Origin of the sequence: Halomonas sp. H33-56 (assembly GCF_040147035.1) — a bacterium.
In the GTDB taxonomy this organism is placed as follows: domain Bacteria; phylum Pseudomonadota; class Gammaproteobacteria; order Pseudomonadales; family Halomonadaceae; genus Halomonas; species Halomonas litopenaei.
In genome coordinates, this window is sequence record NZ_JAMSHP010000001.1 from 2,455,171 (window position 1) to 2,473,194 (window position 18,024).

11 protein-coding genes and 4 tRNA genes are annotated in these 18,024 nt (G+C 60.6%); 3 read left to right on the plus strand and 12 right to left on the minus strand.

Translation table 11 applies throughout. The features are described 5' to 3' along the window. Positions 1–161: 161 nt before the first annotated feature. The 7 genes from clpX to NFH98_RS10405 all read right to left on the minus strand — a co-directional run bounded on the left by clpX (position 162) and on the right by NFH98_RS10405 (position 4,345). A complete protein-coding gene (gene clpX, locus NFH98_RS10375) occupies positions 162–1,451 on the minus strand; it encodes an ATP-dependent Clp protease ATP-binding subunit ClpX (protein ID WP_045993751.1) in 1,290 nt (429 codons plus the stop codon). 75 nt (positions 1,452–1,526) lie between these two features. After that, positions 1,527–2,147 carry an ATP-dependent Clp endopeptidase proteolytic subunit ClpP gene (gene clpP / locus NFH98_RS10380; protein ID WP_045993752.1) on the minus strand — a complete coding sequence of 207 codons (621 nt, stop codon included), beginning with the start codon at positions 2,145–2,147 and terminating at the stop codon, positions 1,527–1,529. 73 nt (positions 2,148–2,220) lie between these two features. Then, positions 2,221–3,561, minus strand: coding sequence for a trigger factor (gene tig, locus NFH98_RS10385; protein WP_045993753.1), 1,341 nt, complete (start codon positions 3,559–3,561; stop codon positions 2,221–2,223). 286 nt (positions 3,562–3,847) lie between these two features. Beyond that, positions 3,848–3,922: transfer RNA gene (locus NFH98_RS10390), tRNA-His, on the minus strand. A gap of 58 nt (positions 3,923–3,980) precedes the next feature. Then, positions 3,981–4,055: transfer RNA gene (locus tag NFH98_RS10395), tRNA-His, on the minus strand. Between the two features lie 67 nt (positions 4,056–4,122). Continuing rightward, positions 4,123–4,199, minus strand: a tRNA-Arg gene (locus NFH98_RS10400). A gap of 69 nt (positions 4,200–4,268) precedes the next feature. Further along, a tRNA-Pro gene (locus NFH98_RS10405) sits at positions 4,269–4,345 on the minus strand. Between the two features lie 203 nt (positions 4,346–4,548). On the opposite strand from NFH98_RS10405, the gene folD reads away from it, so the two are divergent. The 3 genes from folD to mtnN all read left to right on the plus strand — a co-directional run bounded on the left by folD (position 4,549) and on the right by mtnN (position 6,744). Next, positions 4,549–5,427 (plus strand): bifunctional methylenetetrahydrofolate dehydrogenase/methenyltetrahydrofolate cyclohydrolase FolD, encoded by an 879-nt coding sequence (gene folD, locus NFH98_RS10410; protein WP_045993754.1) that lies wholly within the window; start codon positions 4,549–4,551, stop codon positions 5,425–5,427. A gap of 83 nt (positions 5,428–5,510) precedes the next feature. Beyond that, positions 5,511–5,978, plus strand: a complete 468-nt coding sequence (locus NFH98_RS10415; protein WP_108133369.1) for an S-ribosylhomocysteine lyase — start codon at positions 5,511–5,513, stop codon at positions 5,976–5,978. Between the two features lie 28 nt (positions 5,979–6,006). After that, complete coding sequence (gene mtnN, locus NFH98_RS10420; RefSeq protein ID WP_045993756.1) at positions 6,007–6,744, plus strand: 5'-methylthioadenosine/S-adenosylhomocysteine nucleosidase; 738 nt, start codon at positions 6,007–6,009, stop codon at positions 6,742–6,744. A gap of 76 nt (positions 6,745–6,820) precedes the next feature. Here mtnN and NFH98_RS10425 read toward each other — a convergent pair whose 3' ends face one another. The 5 genes from NFH98_RS10425 to NFH98_RS10445 all read right to left on the minus strand — a co-directional run bounded on the left by NFH98_RS10425 (position 6,821) and on the right by NFH98_RS10445 (position 17,815). After that, positions 6,821–7,828 (minus strand): DUF5801 repeats-in-toxin domain-containing protein, encoded by a 1,008-nt coding sequence (locus NFH98_RS10425; RefSeq protein ID WP_349622648.1) that lies wholly within the window; start codon positions 7,826–7,828, stop codon positions 6,821–6,823. Positions 7,829–8,129: 301 nt separating this feature from the next. Then, positions 8,130–13,343: a retention module-containing protein gene (locus tag NFH98_RS10430; RefSeq protein WP_349622650.1), complete on the minus strand. Its 5,214-nt coding sequence runs from the start codon at positions 13,341–13,343 to the stop codon at positions 8,130–8,132. Between the two features lie 349 nt (positions 13,344–13,692). Beyond that, on the minus strand, positions 13,693–14,292 hold the full coding sequence (locus tag NFH98_RS10435; protein WP_045993759.1) for a helix-turn-helix transcriptional regulator: 600 nt from the start codon (positions 14,290–14,292) through the stop codon (positions 13,693–13,695). Further along, on the minus strand, positions 14,292–15,710 hold the full coding sequence (locus NFH98_RS10440) for an HlyD family type I secretion periplasmic adaptor subunit (protein ID WP_045993760.1): 1,419 nt from the start codon (positions 15,708–15,710) through the stop codon (positions 14,292–14,294). Before NFH98_RS10440 ends, NFH98_RS10435 begins: the two co-directional genes overlap by 1 nt. Continuing rightward, positions 15,710–17,815 (minus strand): type I secretion system permease/ATPase, encoded by a 2,106-nt coding sequence (locus tag NFH98_RS10445; RefSeq protein WP_108133366.1) that lies wholly within the window; start codon positions 17,813–17,815, stop codon positions 15,710–15,712. The genes NFH98_RS10440 and NFH98_RS10445 overlap by 1 nt, the downstream gene beginning before the upstream one ends. Positions 17,816–18,024: the final 209 nt, after the last annotated feature.

The following is an 18,024-nucleotide window of genomic DNA, read 5'->3' on the forward strand; positions in this document are numbered from 1 at the left end:
CAGACGTTCCTCAAACTTAGCGGGTGAAACCTAAGGGGATGGGGGCAGCCCCGAGGCATTGCAAGGGGAAACGCCTAGCCGAATCGCCATCGAAGGCTCCGGCAGACAAAGGGGCCGCGTCTGCGGCCCCTTTTGACGGCGTCGCGGGAAGCGCTGACGGACTAGCCGTCGGTGCCGTCCACGCGAGTGTCTTCCTCAGCGTCGCTGGCCTGGCTGTAGATCAGCAGGGGATCACTCTCCCCACCGATGACAGAGGCGTCGATAACCACCTTGCTGACGCCCTCGAGAGAGGGAATCTCGTACATGGTGTCGAGCAGCACCGACTCGAGAATCGAACGTAGGCCACGGGCGCCGGTCTTGCGCGCCATTGCCTTGTGGGCCACCGCGCGCAGGGCATCCTCGCGGAAGTCCAGCTCGACGCCTTCCATGTCGAACAACCGAGCGTACTGCTTGACCAGCGAGTTCTTCGGCTCGGTCAGGATCTGAATCAGCGCGTCTTCGGTCAGCTCGGTCAAGGTTGCGATGACCGGCAGACGTCCGACGAACTCGGGAATCAGGCCGAACTTGACCAGATCCTCGGGTTCCACGTCCAGCAGCAGATCGCCGACACCCTTGGTCTCATCCTTGCTCTTGACCTCGGCATTGAAGCCAATGCCACCGGTCTCGGCACGATCCCGGATAACCTTGTCGAGGCCGGCGAAGGCACCGCCGACGATAAACAGGATATTGCCGGTATCAACCTGCAGAAATTCCTGCTGCGGATGCTTGCGACCACCTTGCGGAGGCACCGAGGCCGTGGTGCCCTCGATCAGCTTCAACAGCGCCTGCTGCACGCCCTCGCCGGAAACGTCCCGGGTGATCGACGGATTGTCCGACTTGCGCGAGATCTTGTCGATCTCGTCGATGTAGACAATGCCACGCTCGGCCTTGTCCACGTCGTAGTCGCACTTCTGCAGCAGCTTCTGGATGATGTTCTCGACATCCTCGCCGACGTAGCCCGCTTCGGTCAGCGTGGTGGCATCGGCGATGGTGAAGGGAACATTGAGCAACCGCGCCAGGGTCTCCGCCAGCAGAGTCTTGCCGCTACCGGTGGGCCCGATCAGCAGGATGTTCGACTTGCCGAGCTCGACCTCATCCTTGCCACTGTGACGCAGACGCTTGTAGTGGTTGTACACGGCCACCGACAGCACCGTCTTGGCGCGGTCCTGACCGATCACGTAGTCGTCGAGGGTGTGTCGAATTTCGCGCGGAACGGGCAGACGCTCCTCGTCGCTCTCGGCATCGGCATCGAGAACTTCTTCGCGAATGATGTCGTTGCAGAGATCGACACACTCATCGCAGATATAAACGGACGGACCGGCGATCAGCTTGCGTACTTCGTTCTGGTTCTTGCCACAGAACGAACAATACAGAAGCTTGCCGTTGTCGTCCTTGCCTTTGCCGTCGGCCATTCGCGTACCTCTCTGGCAGCGGTGGCCCCAGGGGCCACCGGTAATCACGTAGTCATCGCGCGAGCTATCACGCTATCAGGATGCCGGGCGCTTATCCAGCACTGCGTCGATCAGGCCATACTCCGCGGCCTGGGCGCCGTTCATGAAGTTGTCGCGATCGGTATCCTTGGCGATGGTCTCGATATCCTGGCCGGTGTGGTGCGCCAGGATCTGGTTCAGTCGCTCGCGGATGCCCAAAATTTCACGGGTGTGAATCTCGATGTCCGAGGCCTGCCCCTGATAGCCACCCAGCGGCTGGTGGATCATCATCCGCGAGTTGGGCAGGCAATAGCGCTTGCCAGCGGCACCACCGGCCAGCAGCAGGGCTCCCATGCTCGCCGCCTGACCGATACAGACGGTCGAGACGTCAGGCTTGATGAACTGCATGGTGTCGTAGATGGACATCCCCGCCGTCACCGAACCGCCGGGCGAATTGATGTAAAGGTGGATGTCCTTGTCCGGGTTCTCGGACTCCAGGAACAACAGCTGGGCGACCAGCAGGTTGGCCATATAGTCTTCGACCGGCCCCACCAGGAAGATCACCCGCTCCTTCAACAGCCGGGAGTAGATGTCGTAGGCACGCTCGCCGCGGGCGCTCTGCTCGACCACCATGGGCACAAGGCCGCCGGCAGCGTTGATATCGAACTCGGTGTTCATGAGGAGATGTCCTTGTTTCCTTGCGTGACAAAACGACGAAGCCGGCCCGACGGGGCCGGCCAGGAGAGGCGCCTCAAGCGTCCTCGCCTTCCTCCGCCTCGTCGCCCGGCTGCTGCTGCGCGGCAGCCAGGGCCTGCTGGTAGGACATTTCCACGTCCTTCACATTGGCCTGATCGAGCAAAGCGTCGACGGCCTTTTCTTCCAGCAGTGCAGACTTGACCTGGGTCTTCATCTGCTCGTTGCCCATATAGTACTCGACGACCTGCTCGGGCTCCTGATACTGCTGTGCAAGCTCCTCGACCTTTGCCTTGATCTCGTCGTCGGAAGCATCCAGCTCGTTGACCTTGATCACCTCAGCCAGCAGCAGACCGACCTGCACGCGGCTCTTGGCCTGTTCGGTAAACAGCTCGTTGGGCAACTGGCTGACGTCGAAGTCCTCGCCCAGACCAAACTGCTGCGCCGCCTGACGCTTGAGGCCATCGACCTCCTGCTGGACCAGCGACTCGGGAACGGGGATCTCGTTGGCCTGCTTGAGGGCCTCGAGCACCTGCTGCTTGACGCGATTCTCGACCGCCTGGTCAGCCTCACGGCTCATGTTCTTCTTGACCTCGGCGCGGAACGCCTCGACGTCACCACCTTCGACACCGAATTTCTCGATGAATTCCGCATCGACTTCCGGCAGCGCCTGGCCCTTGACCGCGTTGACCTTGACCTTGAAGGTCGCTTCCTGGCCGGCCAGCTGCTCTGCCTGGTAGTCCTCGGGGAAGGTCACGCTGATGACCTTGTCCTCACCCGCCTTGGCACCTTCGAGCTGATCCTCGAAGCCGGGGATGAAGCTGCCGGAACCCAGCACCAGATCGTGGCTCTCGGCGCTGCCGCCTTCAAACGGCTCGTCACCCAGGAAGCCCTGGAAGTCGATATTGACCTGATCGCCCTGCTCTGCAGCACGCTCAACCTCTTCCCAGGCAGCGTTCTGCTTGCGCAGCGTCTCGATCATCTCGTCGACGTCGGCATCGGTCACTTCAACCACCGGACGCTCGACCTCGGCGCCTTCAATGGTCGCCAGCTCGAACTCAGGATAGACCTCGAGGGTGGCAGTGAACTCCAGGTCCTTGCCGGTCTCGTTGACGGTGGCTTCGATCTGCGGGTAGCCGGCCGGATTGAGCTTCTCATCGGTAATGGCGCGAACATAGCGCTCACGCATGACCTCGCCCACCACCTCGTTGCGCACATCAGCACCATAGCGCTGGCGGATGACCGACATCGGCACCTTGCCCTTGCGGAAACCGTCGAGACGAACGTTCTTGGCGGCATCCTTGAGACGGGCGGCGACGGCCTCGTCGATCTCGGCGGCCGGCACCTGGACGTTGATGCGGCGTTCGATCTGGGAGGTCGTATCGACGGAAACTTGCATGAATAATCCTCTACCGACTGGGGGCGTACTGAAAAATTGGAAACGTCAAAGGGGAGATTCTAAGAATCCCGCCGGGCACTGGCAAGCGCCAACGCCCACAACATGGGGCCTGGCATGTCTTTTACAAGGGGCTATCGGAAAATTCGTGGCCACCGAATGACGACACGACCGCCGCCGAGGGCGAAACACAGGCACGACAAAACGCCGGACAAGCAACTTTGCCTGCCAGCTTCAGATTCGACAACGACTTGTTCAAGAAAGAAACTCGGGGAAGGAATCAGGTTGATGGGGTGGATGATGGGGATCGAACCCACGACCACCGGAGCCACAATCCGGGGCTCTACCACTGAGCTACATCCACCACAACCTGTCAGCTACCGAACCCACGTTCGGGCTTGACCACACTTGCATCGCCTGAATGGGGTGGATGATGGGGATCGAACCCACGACCACCGGAGCCACAATCCGGGGCTCTACCACTGAGCTACATCCACCATATCAGGACAATACCGCTACAACCTTTGCCCGAGCCTGTCAAAAGCAGCTACCAGCAAACTTCACTGGCGCGCCCAGCAGGACTCGAACCTGCAACCTACGGCTTAGAAGGCCGTTGCTCTATCCGGTTGAGCTATAGGCGCATTCTACAGAACCGAACTCTTCACCACAACCCGCTTTTCGAGAAAAACTCCTTCTCCAACAAGCTGTTGTGGTCGGGGTGGAGGGATTCGAACCCCCGACATCCTGCTCCCAAAGCAGGCGCGCTACCAGACTGCGCTACACCCCGCCGGCCAGCCGCTCGGCCATGCAAACCGCCGAAGCAGTCTCTGCAAGCGCTGCGTATTCTACGGAACTTTCCCGCCAAGTCAACAGGCTACCGAGACATTCCTGTTGTCATTCGGGCTCAAGCTTTGCCTGGATGGCGGAGCGTGCGAAAATCCGTGGCCGCCAATTTCATCCAGCACACCCACTTCTGACCGAGGGAACCCCATGACCGCCCAGCTCATCGATGGCAAGTCCATTGCCGCCACAGTACGCCAGCAGGTCGCCCGTCAGGTACAGGCGCGGATCGATGCCGGAGAACGCATCCCGGGGCTTGCTGTGGTGCTGGTCGGTGAAGACCCCGCCTCCCACGTCTATGTACGCAACAAGCATCGCGCCTGCGAGCAGGCGGGTATTTCATCTGTTCAACACGCCCTGCCCGCTTCCACATCACAGGCAGAGCTCGAAGCCCTGGTCGACCAGCTCAACGCCGACGCATCCATCGATGGCATTCTGGTTCAACTTCCGCTGCCCGACCACCTGGACGCTCGCCCTATCCTCGAGCGCATCCTGCCAAGCAAGGACGTGGACGGCTTCCATCCCTACAACCTGGGACGGCTGGCCCAACGTCTGCCGCTGCTGCGCCCCTGCACCCCCAAGGGCGTGATGACGCTGCTGCATCACTCGGGTCTAGCGGTGCGAGGCCTCGACGCCACGGTGGTCGGTGCCTCCAATATCGTGGGACGGCCGATGGCACTGGAATTGATGCTGGCGGGCTGCACGACCACCGTCTGTCACCGCTTTACCCGTGACCTCGAGGCCCAGGTACGCAAGGCGGAACTGCTGGTGGTTGCGGTCGGAAAACCAGGACTGGTGAAAGGCGAATGGGTACGTGACGGCGCGATCGTCATCGATGTGGGCATCAATCGACAGGAAGATGGGCGCCTGGTGGGCGACGTCGACTTCGACGAGGCCGCCCGACGTGCAGGTCACATCACACCGGTCCCGGGTGGCGTTGGCCCGATGACGGTAGCCAGCCTGCTGGAAAACACCTTGATGGCCGCAGACATTCATGACGGCCAGCATCGCGAAACTCCCGACGGCTGAACCTGCACTTGCGACATCCATGCGTGATGGACTCAATTGACGTAGCATCGCGCCCATCCAACACAGGATCACGGAGACACTCCATGAGCGACAAGAAGATGAATGTCGAGAGCTTCAACCTCGACCACACCAAGGTTCGCGCCCCCTATGTGCGTCTGGCAGATATCAAGACCGGCGCCAACGGCGATCGCATCCACAAGTATGACTTGCGGATTTGCCAGCCCAACAAGGAGCACATGGAGATGCCTGCCCTGCACTCCCTGGAGCACCTGATGGCCGAGCTGTCGCGCAACCACTCGGACAAGGTTGTCGATATCAGCCCCATGGGCTGCCAGACCGGCTTTTATATCGCCATGATCAACCACGACGACTACGACGACGTGCTGGCACTGATCGAGGGTACGCTCAACGACGTGCTGTCAGCGACCGAAGTTCCTGCCTGCAACGAAATGCAGTGTGGCTGGGCCGCATCCCACAGCCTGGAAGGCGCCCAGGAGCTGGCAAAAGGCCTGCTGGCCAAGCGTGACGAGTGGCACCAGGTCTTCGCCTGAGCCGAAGCTCCACCTCAAGAGGAATCGCATGAAACGCATTGGCATCATCGGAGCCATGGCGCAGGAAGTCGCCCAACTGGCGGCCCAGCTGGAAGACGTCAGGACCCGCACCCACGTCGGCTCCACCTTCTACATCGGCCGCCTGCATGGGGTCGAGGTCGTACTGCTGCAATCCGGGATCGGCAAGGTCAACGCCGCCATCGGGGCGACGCTGCTGCTGGACAACTACCAGCCCGAGGCGATCATCAACACGGGTTCCGCAGGCGGGTTCGGCGAAGGACTGTCGATCGGCGACGTGGTGGTGTCCAGCGAGGTGCGCCACCACGATGTCGACGCGGTGGTATTCGGCTACGAACATGGCCAGGTGCCCAATATGCCGGCGGCCTATCTCCCGGATGAACGCCTGGTTCGGGTGGCACGGGACTGCGTCGAAGGCATGGCTGAGGTCAAGGTGGTCGAGGGCCTGATCGCGACCGGCGACGTCTTCATGGCGTGCCCCGATCTTGTCTCGCGCACCCGCAACCGCTTTCCCACCATGCTGGCGGCAGAAATGGAGGCGGCCGCGATTGCCCAGACCTGCCACCTCTACGGTTGCCCCTTCGTGGTGATTCGCGCCTTGTCCGATATCGCCGGGCAAGGTGACAACCACCTGTCCTTCGAGGAATTCCTCGAGCAGGCGGCTGATCACTCCAGCCGTATGGTGACGGCAATGGTGCAACGGCTGGCGTCACCGCAACCTGCCGTTGACCGACAGCAGCCGGCCTGACAACTCTGTCTCGCCAGAAAGCACTGCCGTCATCCTGACAGCACGCCCGGCTACAGCCGGGCGTGCTGCCACTCGCTCAACCGATATCCGGCTGTGAACTCTCCAGCAGCCTGACCAGAAAGTCGTCACTGCTTCCGTCCATGGACACCCCCGTTAGCGTCACCTGAACATCCGCATTGCTGCCGTCCTGCAAGAGCCCTCCATCGAGCTTCACGTGGACCACGGTGTCTTCGCCATCTGCGATGGCCAGGACCTTTTCACCACCTTCCAGATCACCAATGTCTTCGAGCAACTCTCTTAGATCCAGCATATTGCCCAAGACATCGACCGCAGTGGCGTAGGAGCTGTCAGCGCTGGACGCAGGCTCTCCCAGACTCCAGGCCAGCTCATCCTCTTCCGCCAACAGCGGTAGCGCGGCTGCTCGGCTTGACCCTGCCATCGCGGCCCCGAAGCCCTCCGGATCGATGCCGGTGATGGTTGGCGTATCGTCATTGATCACCACCTCAAGCGTCCCGCTCACTGTCGAGCCATCCTTGTCGGTAGTGGCGTAGCCCAACTCGAGCGACAGATCGCTTTCCTGGCCGCCCTTCGGGTGGTCGACATCCTTGCTCAGGTAGACCACCACATCACCGGCCTCGGCATCCACCAGACTAATGGTCAGGACCCGCTCGCCATCAGCATCATTGCCCATCACGGTGTAGCCGTCTGAACTCACCACAAACTCGACTGGAGAGTCTCGGCTGGTCAACTCAGGCAGCCCGTCGAGATCCCAGCGGAAAGCACCCTGCACGGCAGCACCATCAGCCCCAGCGTCGAACCCGAGGTTGGCGCTCGCGCTGTCGTTGCAGCCGGTGTTCACCACCTCGGTTCCCGGGGCGTCGCCGGGACCGCCGGCGATACCTTTGGGCAGGCTGTGCTCGTCGAGCAGGCCCTTTCCCCTATCTACTCGAGCCACTCCCGTCGGCCCTGTTACCAGAACACTCCCCTCTTCAAGGCGATCTCCCGCCAAGGCCACCTTCAGATTTCCTTCGGCGTCTTTTATCCAGACGCCACCTGAAGCGGCGACGATTACGGCATCTTCCATGACACTTTACCTGTCCCTAATGCGATTTCATCCATACAACACTAAAAATGACAGGCAAGGGAGCACACGCACCGTACTAAAGAACAATCCTCGCACAAACGAAGGAAGAAATAGCGAAGCTGCAAAGCAAAACATGACAAAGCGTCAGCAGCTGGATCATGCCTCCTTTCCCGGCTTCGCTCGGACCACCACAGCCATCACTGGCTGCTTCTGAAGGAAAGTCCTGCTGTTGATACTCGAATGTGAACTGACGCATACAAAAAGGGCCTGGCATCGCCAGGCCCTTTTGCAAAACGCATCGTCACTCGACGATCAATTGTCCATCATCAAGCATCTGCTGCAGCACCTGTTCACCACTTCCGGCCACACCGAGGCCGCCCAGTTCGATGGTCAGATCAGCGTTGTTCCCGGACGCGTCAATCCCGCCATCGGTCTTGATCTTCAGGAGAATATCCTCGCCTTCGTCGACAGCCACCAGATAGCTGGACAGGTCCGACGCAGCGCCATCGATCAACAGACCGCTCAGATCGAGCTTGTCAGCTTGATCGGTGGTTCCGAGAGTGAAGTCCTCGATACGATCAACAGAAGGGACCTCGGCGTCTGCGGCATCCCATACAAATTGATCACTATCCAGGCCTCCCCACAGAACATCATCTCCTTTACCGCCCACCAGAACATCCTGCCCTGCCCCGCCTATCAGGACATCATCGCCCTCTTCACCATATAGCTCATCGATACCACCGTCCTGGCGCTCAAGGTTCATCAGTGAATCTACGTTGGCCAGAACATACGCCTTGACCTCATCAGTCGTTGGCGCGGTGCCATTACCAAAATCGGGAGACCACTTCAGAAACTCATAGAGGCCTTCATAACCTACACCATTGTGCTCACCCGATGAAAACTCCTCCCCGGAATCGCCGTTAACCCATTCGAGATCATCGGAGTTGACCGTGTCACCGAATACAAGATCATCCCCCGCCCCGGCAAACACCTGGTCACTCCCCAAGGGTTCTAGATCCGAGGTACTTGACCCCGTATCAAGAGCAAGATTCAGATCTTCCTCGGTGTTGACCACGTTGATCTCACCGGCGGAGCCGGTATAGGTATTGCCGTCTTCCAACGCAGTCTCGACGTCACTCGCCAGGATGTCGGTATTGTCAAAATGGCGGATGTAATCAACCAGACTATCTTCCCCTATGCCGATCCCGTGGACCGAATCAGCCACTTCGAGCAGTGCTTCGAAGGACGCCACCGATTCCTCCACCGCCACAAGAGAACCGGGCTCCAGCGGTTCGGGTATCACCAGCTTGCCATCCTCGTCCAGCCAGATTGTCGGTAGCCCGTCGGTGACAAAGACCGCCGTTGACTCGAAGCTGTTGATATCCGACATGCGGGTGAAGAAGTCCGTACTGGCAACGAAGCCTGCATCGAAATTGGTGGATCCCTTGGCTTCCATACCGAGGATATAGGCCCTGGCCGCAGCCAGGTCAGCACTACTGAAGTCTTCGAACACGACAGGATTTCGTGCTACGCCGTCGAAATCGATCAGTTGAAGATTCAAGGTACCTTCGAAGTCTGCCAGGGTCTCGAGCTGTCGCAGCATTGCTGCCTTCAGCAGCTCGAGGCGGGTATAGTTGCCCGATCCATCCGGCCTGGGCGTATCGACTTCTGCATTCATGCTGACCGACGAGTCGAGAATAAAGGAGAGGTTATAGTTGCCTGCTGGGTCGATGATGATCGTTGCCCCACCCTTGTCCGCGATGACGACATCGTCGCCCCCACCCGTGGTGATTGTATTGTTGGCATTGTTGCTCACCACGAGCTCACCCGGGCCTGACAGGATCAAGGAAAGCTCACCGGACGCCTTGTCACCGTCGCCATCGGCAGCCTCGAGGGGCAGCGGCACCGATGCGTCTCCTGGCGCAGCCCCACGGACGATGTCGACGCTGCCAAGCCCAAAGGGTTCACCGTTCCCGCCTTCGATGATGATGGCCTGGATGCCCTCGGCGCTGTTGATGACAAACGACCAGCCATCCTGCAAGCCTTCAACCTTGAGATCCCCATCGATGACATCGATCTGAACCTCCGACGTCACATCCACGCCCCGTTGATCGAGAATGCGCAGGTCCCCGGCCGACAGCGGCAGAGGCTCATCTTCCCCCTGCTGTGACGAGTAGGCCCGGGCGCTGAGCAGCAGGGTGGCTCGCGCGTTGTCAGCGCCAGCCATCGAGATACTCTGGCGAAACTCGCCGACGCGCACATGTGAGTCCCAGGACACCACACCGCCGGTTTCCTCGGCCCCCGCGACCATATCGACACGCAGCTGGTCTCCTTCATCAATCTGTCCCGCCCCGACGATGAGTGATCCGTCGGCAATCGCAACGCCGGCCACCGCGGAGAACACCAGCTGCGAATCAAGACCGCCCTCGGAGACATCCAGCACACCCTGGGTCGCGCTCTGCGAAATGGCGGTCGCCACGATGTCACCATCAAGCCGAGTGAAAACAGACAGCTCACCTTCCCCGACAACGAGACGGGCCTGATTGCTTGATTCATCCAGCACCACGCTGAAGCCTACCTGTCCGGTGGCTGTCACCGCCTCCAGCTCGACCCCATTGTCGGCCAGCCTCCAGGACAGTGGTCCGCCATCCAACATGATGGTGTTGCCATTGACGTCTTCCACCGGCGCCCCATCCAGCGCACCGTCGAAGCGGATCGGGGCCCCTTGCCCATCCGCACCATACCCGCCCGGAAGTGCCAGTTCTCCAGTGCTGCCATTTTCAAGCAGTAAAGCTTCCGAGACGATGCCCTCCGGCGCATCATCATCGATGCGAATGTCGAGCTGGCCGGATGCCTCGCTACCGTCAACATCGGCGACGGTGTAACCGACCGACATGGCCAGATCGTCCTCGGTGGAATTTTCCGGATGGTCGAGCGGACGCAGCAGGCTCACCTCGAAGGCACCGCTGGCGAGGTCTGTCAGGGTGATGCGCAGCGCCTCTTCGCCCGCTGCCGTGGCCGCCACCAGGCTCAGGCCATCATCCGACACGGCGAAATTCAGCACCTCACCGCGGGAGCTCAACGCCGGCAGACCCACCTGCGACCAGGCAAAGGCGCCGCTGACTGCCGGCCCGTCATCGCCGAAGTCGTAGCCGAGCGCACCGGTGATGACCGTGGCCTCGCCCGCGACATCGCCATCACCGCCGGGGATACCGCCATCCAGGCCGTCCTCATCGAGCACTACCTCGGCAGGCGCCGCATCCGGATCACCGCCATCCGTTGGGGTGGTGGGCCCCGATGCATCCAGGATCTCGCCACTGATATCCAGTTCGACGACGTCACCGTCACCATCGGTCACGCGAAGCACGACATCGACGTTCTGCGGCGTACTGTTGTCGAGTCCGCTGGCTGCCGTAAAGGACCAGCTACCGTCACCTCTCAGGGTCAGGTCGCCCTGCGCCAGGGTCAACGTGGTCTGCTCGTCACTGCCAGGCAGACTGGAAAAGCTCAGGGGCGCCCCATTGATCAGTACGTCGATGACGGAGAGTCCATCCGCGCCGGGGCTCATAGACCAGTTGCCTTCGACGGTGGCGCCCTCGGCCACCTGGATAACGCCTGAGCTGGCGTTGGCGTCGATCAGGGTGTTCCCCGTGGTCACCGACGCCACCGGGGTATCATCATCGATGCGAATGTCGAGCTGGCCGGAAGCCTCGCTACCGTCAATATCGGCGACGGTATAGCCGACCGACATGGCCAGATCGTCCTCGGTGGAATTTTCCGGATGGTCGAGCGGACGCAGCAGGCTCACCTCGAAGGCTCCGCTGGCAAGGTCTGTCAGGGTGATGCGCAGCGCCTCTTCGCCCTCTGCCGTGGCCGCCACCAGGCTCAGGCCATCATCCGACACGGCGAAATTCAGCACCTCACCGCTGGAGCTCAACGCCGGCAGACCCACCTGCGACCAGGCAAAGGCGCCGCTGACTGCCGGCCCGTCGTCGCCGAAGTCGTAACCGAGCACACCGGTGATGACCGTGGCTTCGCCCGCGACATCGCCATCACCGCCGGGGATACCGCCATCCAGGCCATCCTCATCGAGCACCACCTCGGCCGGTGCCGCATCCGGATCACCGCCATCCGTGGGTGTGGTCGGGACTGTTGCGTCGAAGATCTCGATACGCTGGTGAGCATCGGCTTGATCACCGTCTCCGTCGGTCTGTACCAGACTGAACTCCACCGACGGTGATGCTCCCTGATCGAGTCCGACGGCAGCGGTGAATGACCAACTTCCGTCAGCCTCCACGATCAACCGTCCTTCCTCGAGCACGATCTCCTGTCCCAGCGCAAAGGACTCATCAATGCCAGCGACCGACACAACGAGACTGGCCACACCATCGGCACCATCGACGGCGCTCCAGCTCCCCTCGATGGTACTGCCTTCCCCCACCTCGGCGGGACCGCCCAGCTCGATGCCGGGAACATCATCGAGAATCAGCACATCCAGGCTGGCAGTGCGGCCGTCACCATCGAAATCCGTCACCGTCACTTCGATCTGCTCCAGGAAGCCGCCATCGGTGGCCCCCTGCGTCTCGTCATTGTCGACGGTATTGGTCAGCTCAAAGTGGTAAAGCACGGTCCCGCCAGTGGCGTCACCCTGAAAACCATCAAGCCAGAGGATGCCATGGGGCGTATCGAGGGACCTGGGAGTCCCCTCCAGGGCCTGAAGGTCCGCCAGCGTCAAGGAGAGCGTCCCTCCCAACGTCAGCGCGCCGAGACCATCGGGAGTGTCGAAGTTGAAACTGCTGGACTGCGCCAAGGCGTCCGCCGATGGACGACTACCCTGGGCTAGCGCAGACTCTCGTACCACGAGCTCGGCACCTTCCAGCCCCCCCGGAAGATCACCAGCGTCTGGGTCTATACCGGAGCCGTCTGGACCACCTTCCAAGCCGCCTAGGCTGACATCGTTGTCTTCTTCCTCTTCGCCCCCCTCCTCGCCAGGGTTGTCGCCATCGACGATATCTCCCAGGAATAGTCGGGGTTCCTGTCCATCGGACGAGTCCAGGCCGTACTCGAAGGCGAGTGGAGAAACCTGCTCGAGAATACGCAAAAGACGGACGAAAGAATGCCCATTGTCGTTGCCGGGGCCAGCACCCGGACCCGCGTCAGGCTCGTCGAAGACATCGAAGAGGTCCCGGCCCGATTCCAGCACCTCGAACACTTCTTCCAACTGCTCGTCCTGCAGCAGCGAAGCCTGAATCAACTCGGACGGGACAGTCTGCGCAAGAAGCAACTCATCTGAGGGAAACGATTGGGCGTCGCCCTGGCCCAGCGGCATTTCCATTGTCTCGCCTGATTCAAGCACCAGCGGTAGCTGTCCGGAACTTGACGAAACAACCACTCGCCCGTCATCTCCGGCGACAAGTCGCTGGCCTGGCTGCAGCACATCGCCGGGCCTGGCCACCCGCTGTTCGCCTGCCTGCTCGACAATCCACACACTTCCTGCGGTAGCAATGATATTCATGGGTTTAGCCCCGTGCTTTCTGCTTATTGGGTTTCCACAGAAAATAGGGGCGGCCCCGTGCGGGCGATACTGTCTAGTAGGTCAAGTGGGAGAGTTCTCCATCGGAACAACCCACAAATGCACAGTTAAGAAGTGTTTATTGCAAAATATAAAGATAATCTCTTACTTCAACTAACGACTTTCCCAGACCGAAAAGTAACGGCACTATTCCAGGGCTCTATTTCCGGAGTAAGGTGCAGAGACCGAGACGCCAGCACTTGACGACATCAGATCAACCGTTCTACCACAGAAAAAGGGGGCAAAAAGCCCCCTTTAAACTGTCGCGCGGTAATGACCACTTCTTTCGCCGTCAACGATCCCTGGAGAGGCGCAGGATCAACTGCATCCGATCCTTGACCCCCAACTTGCGGAAGACTGCCCCGAGATGGGCCTTGACGGTTCGCTCGGTAATACCGAGCTCTCGCGCCACCAGCTTGTTGCTTTGGCCCTCCGCCACAGCCAGCGCAACATCCTTCTCGCGCTCGGTCAAACCTTCCAGCAAGTCGTGGTGCACGGCAGGCGCCCCACCCATGGCCTTGAAGACACCGCCCACCAGGCTGTCCATCAACTCGGGCCAAAGCCAGATGCCCCGGTGCCTCACCACGACATCGACCTGACGCAGCACTTCGGGGGTAGAAAGCGCGTGGACATAGCCCCTGGCGCCAGCGGTGAAGGCTTCATACGCTTCTGCGGAATGCGGGTTGAAGGACAGCACCGACACCAGCACTCCCTTGCTGGCCAAACGCGTGCACAGTCCCGTCCAGTCGCCGCCTTCAACCACTACCCAGGCGAGATCGCCCTTGACGGCATGATCGATGACACTGTGAGGAGCGACCACTTCCAGTTCACTGAAGGCATCATTCCAGCGCGGTACCTCGCTACTTCCTTGGTAGACCAGGTATCGAGTCATCACCGCTCTCCCATCGCGTTACCCCAGGCGCGCAGTACCGGCTTCAGCAGGAACTGCATCACCGTTCGCTTGCCGGTCAGGATATCCACCTGAGCGGTCATGCCCGGGATGACATCCACCGCTTCGGCTTCAGCGCTGTCTTCGGTTCGCACTCGAACCCGATAGTAGGTGTTTCCCTCTTCATCGGTAGTAGTGTCGGCGCTGATGTGCTCCAGCTGGGCATCCAACCCGCCATAGATGGAGAAGTCATAGGCCGTCAACTTGATGGTCGCAGGCAGGCCCGGGCGTAGAAACGCGATGTCCTGCGGCGCGATCTTGGCCTCGACCACCAGGGCGTCGTCTGTCGGGACGATATCGACCACCTCCTGACCGGGCTGAGCCACCCCGCCGATCGTATTGATCGCCAGACGCTGAACGACACCATCGACCGGCGAGCGTATCTCGGAGAGACGCACCCTGTCCTGAAGCCCCTCGCTGGACTCGTCCAGGGCCGACAGTTCACCCAGGGTCGCCGACAGCTCCTGACGCCACTCATTGCGCGCCTTCGCATCGACCTCGCGAAGCTCACCCAGCGCCTCCTGAATCGCCGACTCCAGCCGCGACACCTGAGCCGTCGCTTGATTGCGCTCACCACTCGCCCTGGAGACCTCACGCTGCAAGCGCAGCACTTCAACCTCTGAGACCGCCCCGCTGGACAGCAGAGGGCGCGTCATGTTGAGTTCCTGACTGGCAAGATTCAGCTCGCGACTGGCTGCGTTGCGACGCGCAGTCGCCTCGTTGAGCTCCGCCCGGCGCTGTGCCAGTCGCTCCTGCAGTATCTGCTTCTGCTCATCCAGCGTTTCCAGACTACTGTGGTATAGCTCGCGCTCACGGGAGACGATATTGGGCGCCTGCTCGATCAATGCCTCCGACGGAGAGAAGTCCGACCCGGTAGCCAGCGCCCTCAGTCGCTCGGCCTTGGCTTGCAGGGTTTCCGCCTTCGCCCGGTTCTCGTTGAAGTTCGAGAGAAAACGCGTCGGGTCGATGCGCATCAGCAGATCGCCGGTGGAAACAAAATCACCTTCGCTGACGCGAATCTCCTGAACCACGCCTCCATCGAAGCTTTGCACCCGCTGAAGCTGGCTGGAGGGTATGACCCTGCCGCTACCGCGTGTCACCTCATCGATCGGCGCAAAGCAGGCCCAGACGATTACGCAGATGATCGCTACGACAACCATGTACAGCATCAGCCTGGCGCGCAGAGGATCCTGCTGCATTCGCGCCCAGTCAGCGTCGCTCGCCCAATCTCTGTTGAGATGGGATGCGCTGACGCGACGCGCAAACAACCGGTCGATAAAGGGGCGAAAGACTTTGCCACCTTTGCGTGATACGCGACCGACGCCTTCGAATCCCTTCTGTTCGGCACTCTTGCTGGACATCAGCTGGCCCTCCCGATCTGGCCTTTGCGCAGCGCATCCATGACGCTGTCACGCTCACCATCTGCGACCACCTTGCCAGAGTCGATGACCACGATACGATCCACCAGCGACAGCAGTGACGTGCGGTGCGTCACCACCACCATCGTCTTGCCCCCAGCGTAATCCTTGAGGTTGCGCTTGAAGGCCTCCTCGCTGGCGTGGTCCATGGCGCTGGTCGGCTCATCCAGCAACAAGATCGCCGGATCGTGCACGATGGCACGCGCGATCGCTACCGCCTGCTTCTGACCACCCGAAAGCATCTGTCCGCCTTCGCCTACCTGCAGCTCGACGCCCTGAGGGTGTGTGCTGACGAGTCCATCGAGCCCACTGATACGGATGGCCTTGAGCAGCAGATCATCATCCACCCCTTCGCTGCCGGCACCGGCGATGATGTTGTCCTTCAATGAGCCGTAAAACAGACGCACGTCCTGAGGCACATAGCCGATATGTCGCCTCAACTGCAGGGGGTCAAACTGACGAATGTCCACATCGTCGATCAGTACCGCCCCCGACGTCGGCTGGTACAGACCGAGCAATAACTTCTGCAACGTGGTCTTGCCACAGCCGACTCGTCCCAGCAGCGCCACCTTCTGGCCTGGTGCTATCGACAGAGAGACGTCGCGAAGGCTGTCATTCTCGGCCTGGGGGTAGCGGAAGGTAACCTTGTCGAACTTCACCAGTCCCTTGACGGCGGGACGATCGATGTAGCTCTTTTCCTCACGTTCCACCGGCATTTCCATCACTCTATCCAACGACTCCAGGGCCGTGGCAGATTGATGATACTGAGCCAGCAGTGCGGCGGCCTGGCTGACCGGTGCCAGCGCACGAGACGAGAGCATATAGGCAGCGATCAGCCCACCCTGGGAAAGATTGCCGTCGATGATCAGATAGACGCCGATAAGGATGACGCAGATACCGACGGTATTCTGGGTCCACTGGGCGATACTGGTGACCGAGGTTCCGAGAAACTTCAGCTGAGCGCCGGTACGCGAAAGGAAGGCGCTGGCCTGCTCCCATTGCCCCTGAACTCGGCTCTCGCCCCGCAGCGTCTTGACCGTCTCGAGCTGGGAGACCGATTCCACCAGAGTAGCGTTACGTTGCGCCCCTACCTTCAGGGTGGTTTCCGACAAGTCGTGCAGCTTTCCCTGGGCACCGAGGGCGTAGAGCAAGATAAACAGCACGCCAACCACGATAGGAATGACCAGTGCAGGTCCTATCAGGCCAATGATGGCGATGAACATCAGAACGAACGGCAGGTCCACCATGGCGATCACGGTGGCGGAGCCGATAAAGCTCCGAACCGACTCGAAGGATTGCAGCATCGAGACAAAGGAACCGGTCGAGGCAGGCTTGGCCTCCATCCGCATCCCCATGACGCGAGACATGATACGCGACGAGAGCTTGACGTCAGCTCGACTGGCCGCCAGATCGACAAAGCTCGAACGCATCAACCTGAGCGTCAAGTCGAATGCCAGTACGATCAGGGCACCGATGGACAACACCCACAGCGTCTCGGTGGCGTGATTGGGCACCACGCGGTCATAGACATTGAGAACGAACAGGGGCATCGCCAGGGCGAAGATGTTGATGGCGACGGAGCCCAGTATCACGTCACGGTAAAGGCGTCTGTTTTCCTTGATCACGCTCCAGAACCAATGCCCAGAACGTTTCTCGTTGACATCCTTCGACCGGGCGTCGAAACGGAACCGCGGCCGCGTATAGATCGCCGTCCCGCTGTAACGTTCGTGAAGCTCGTCCAGCGAGATTTCTACCGACGCCTGCCCCAATTCGGGGTAAATCACCTGCGCGGTACGCGCCTTGACGTCGATATCCAGCAAGGCGCAGGCGCGCCCCGGCTCCAGCAACAGCACGACAGGAAATAGCGCAGGGTTCAACTGAACGAGGCGACTCTTGACGAGTCGCGCCGTCAGCCCGGCACGTTCCGACGCCCGGGGAAATATCCCTGGCGTCAGTGCGCCATCTTCCAACGGCAGGCCCGCTGTCAGGGAATCCGCACTGACATCATGCTCGTGATAGTGAGCAATCGACAGCAGCACTTCCAGCAACTCATCCTTGACTGGGCCTCTGTCTTCGTCCTGCTCCTGCGCTTCAGGTGTTGTAAATTCTGCTTCATCCGCAACTCGTGAATCGTCCACGTAAACCTCTCTGTCGGCCGATGGCTGTACCAGAACGCCCTTTCCGTGCGACCCGGCCTATCATCCCTGCTGTCGTCACGGCTTCCTTTGCGGCAATGCAAGGACCAGAACGTGGCAGT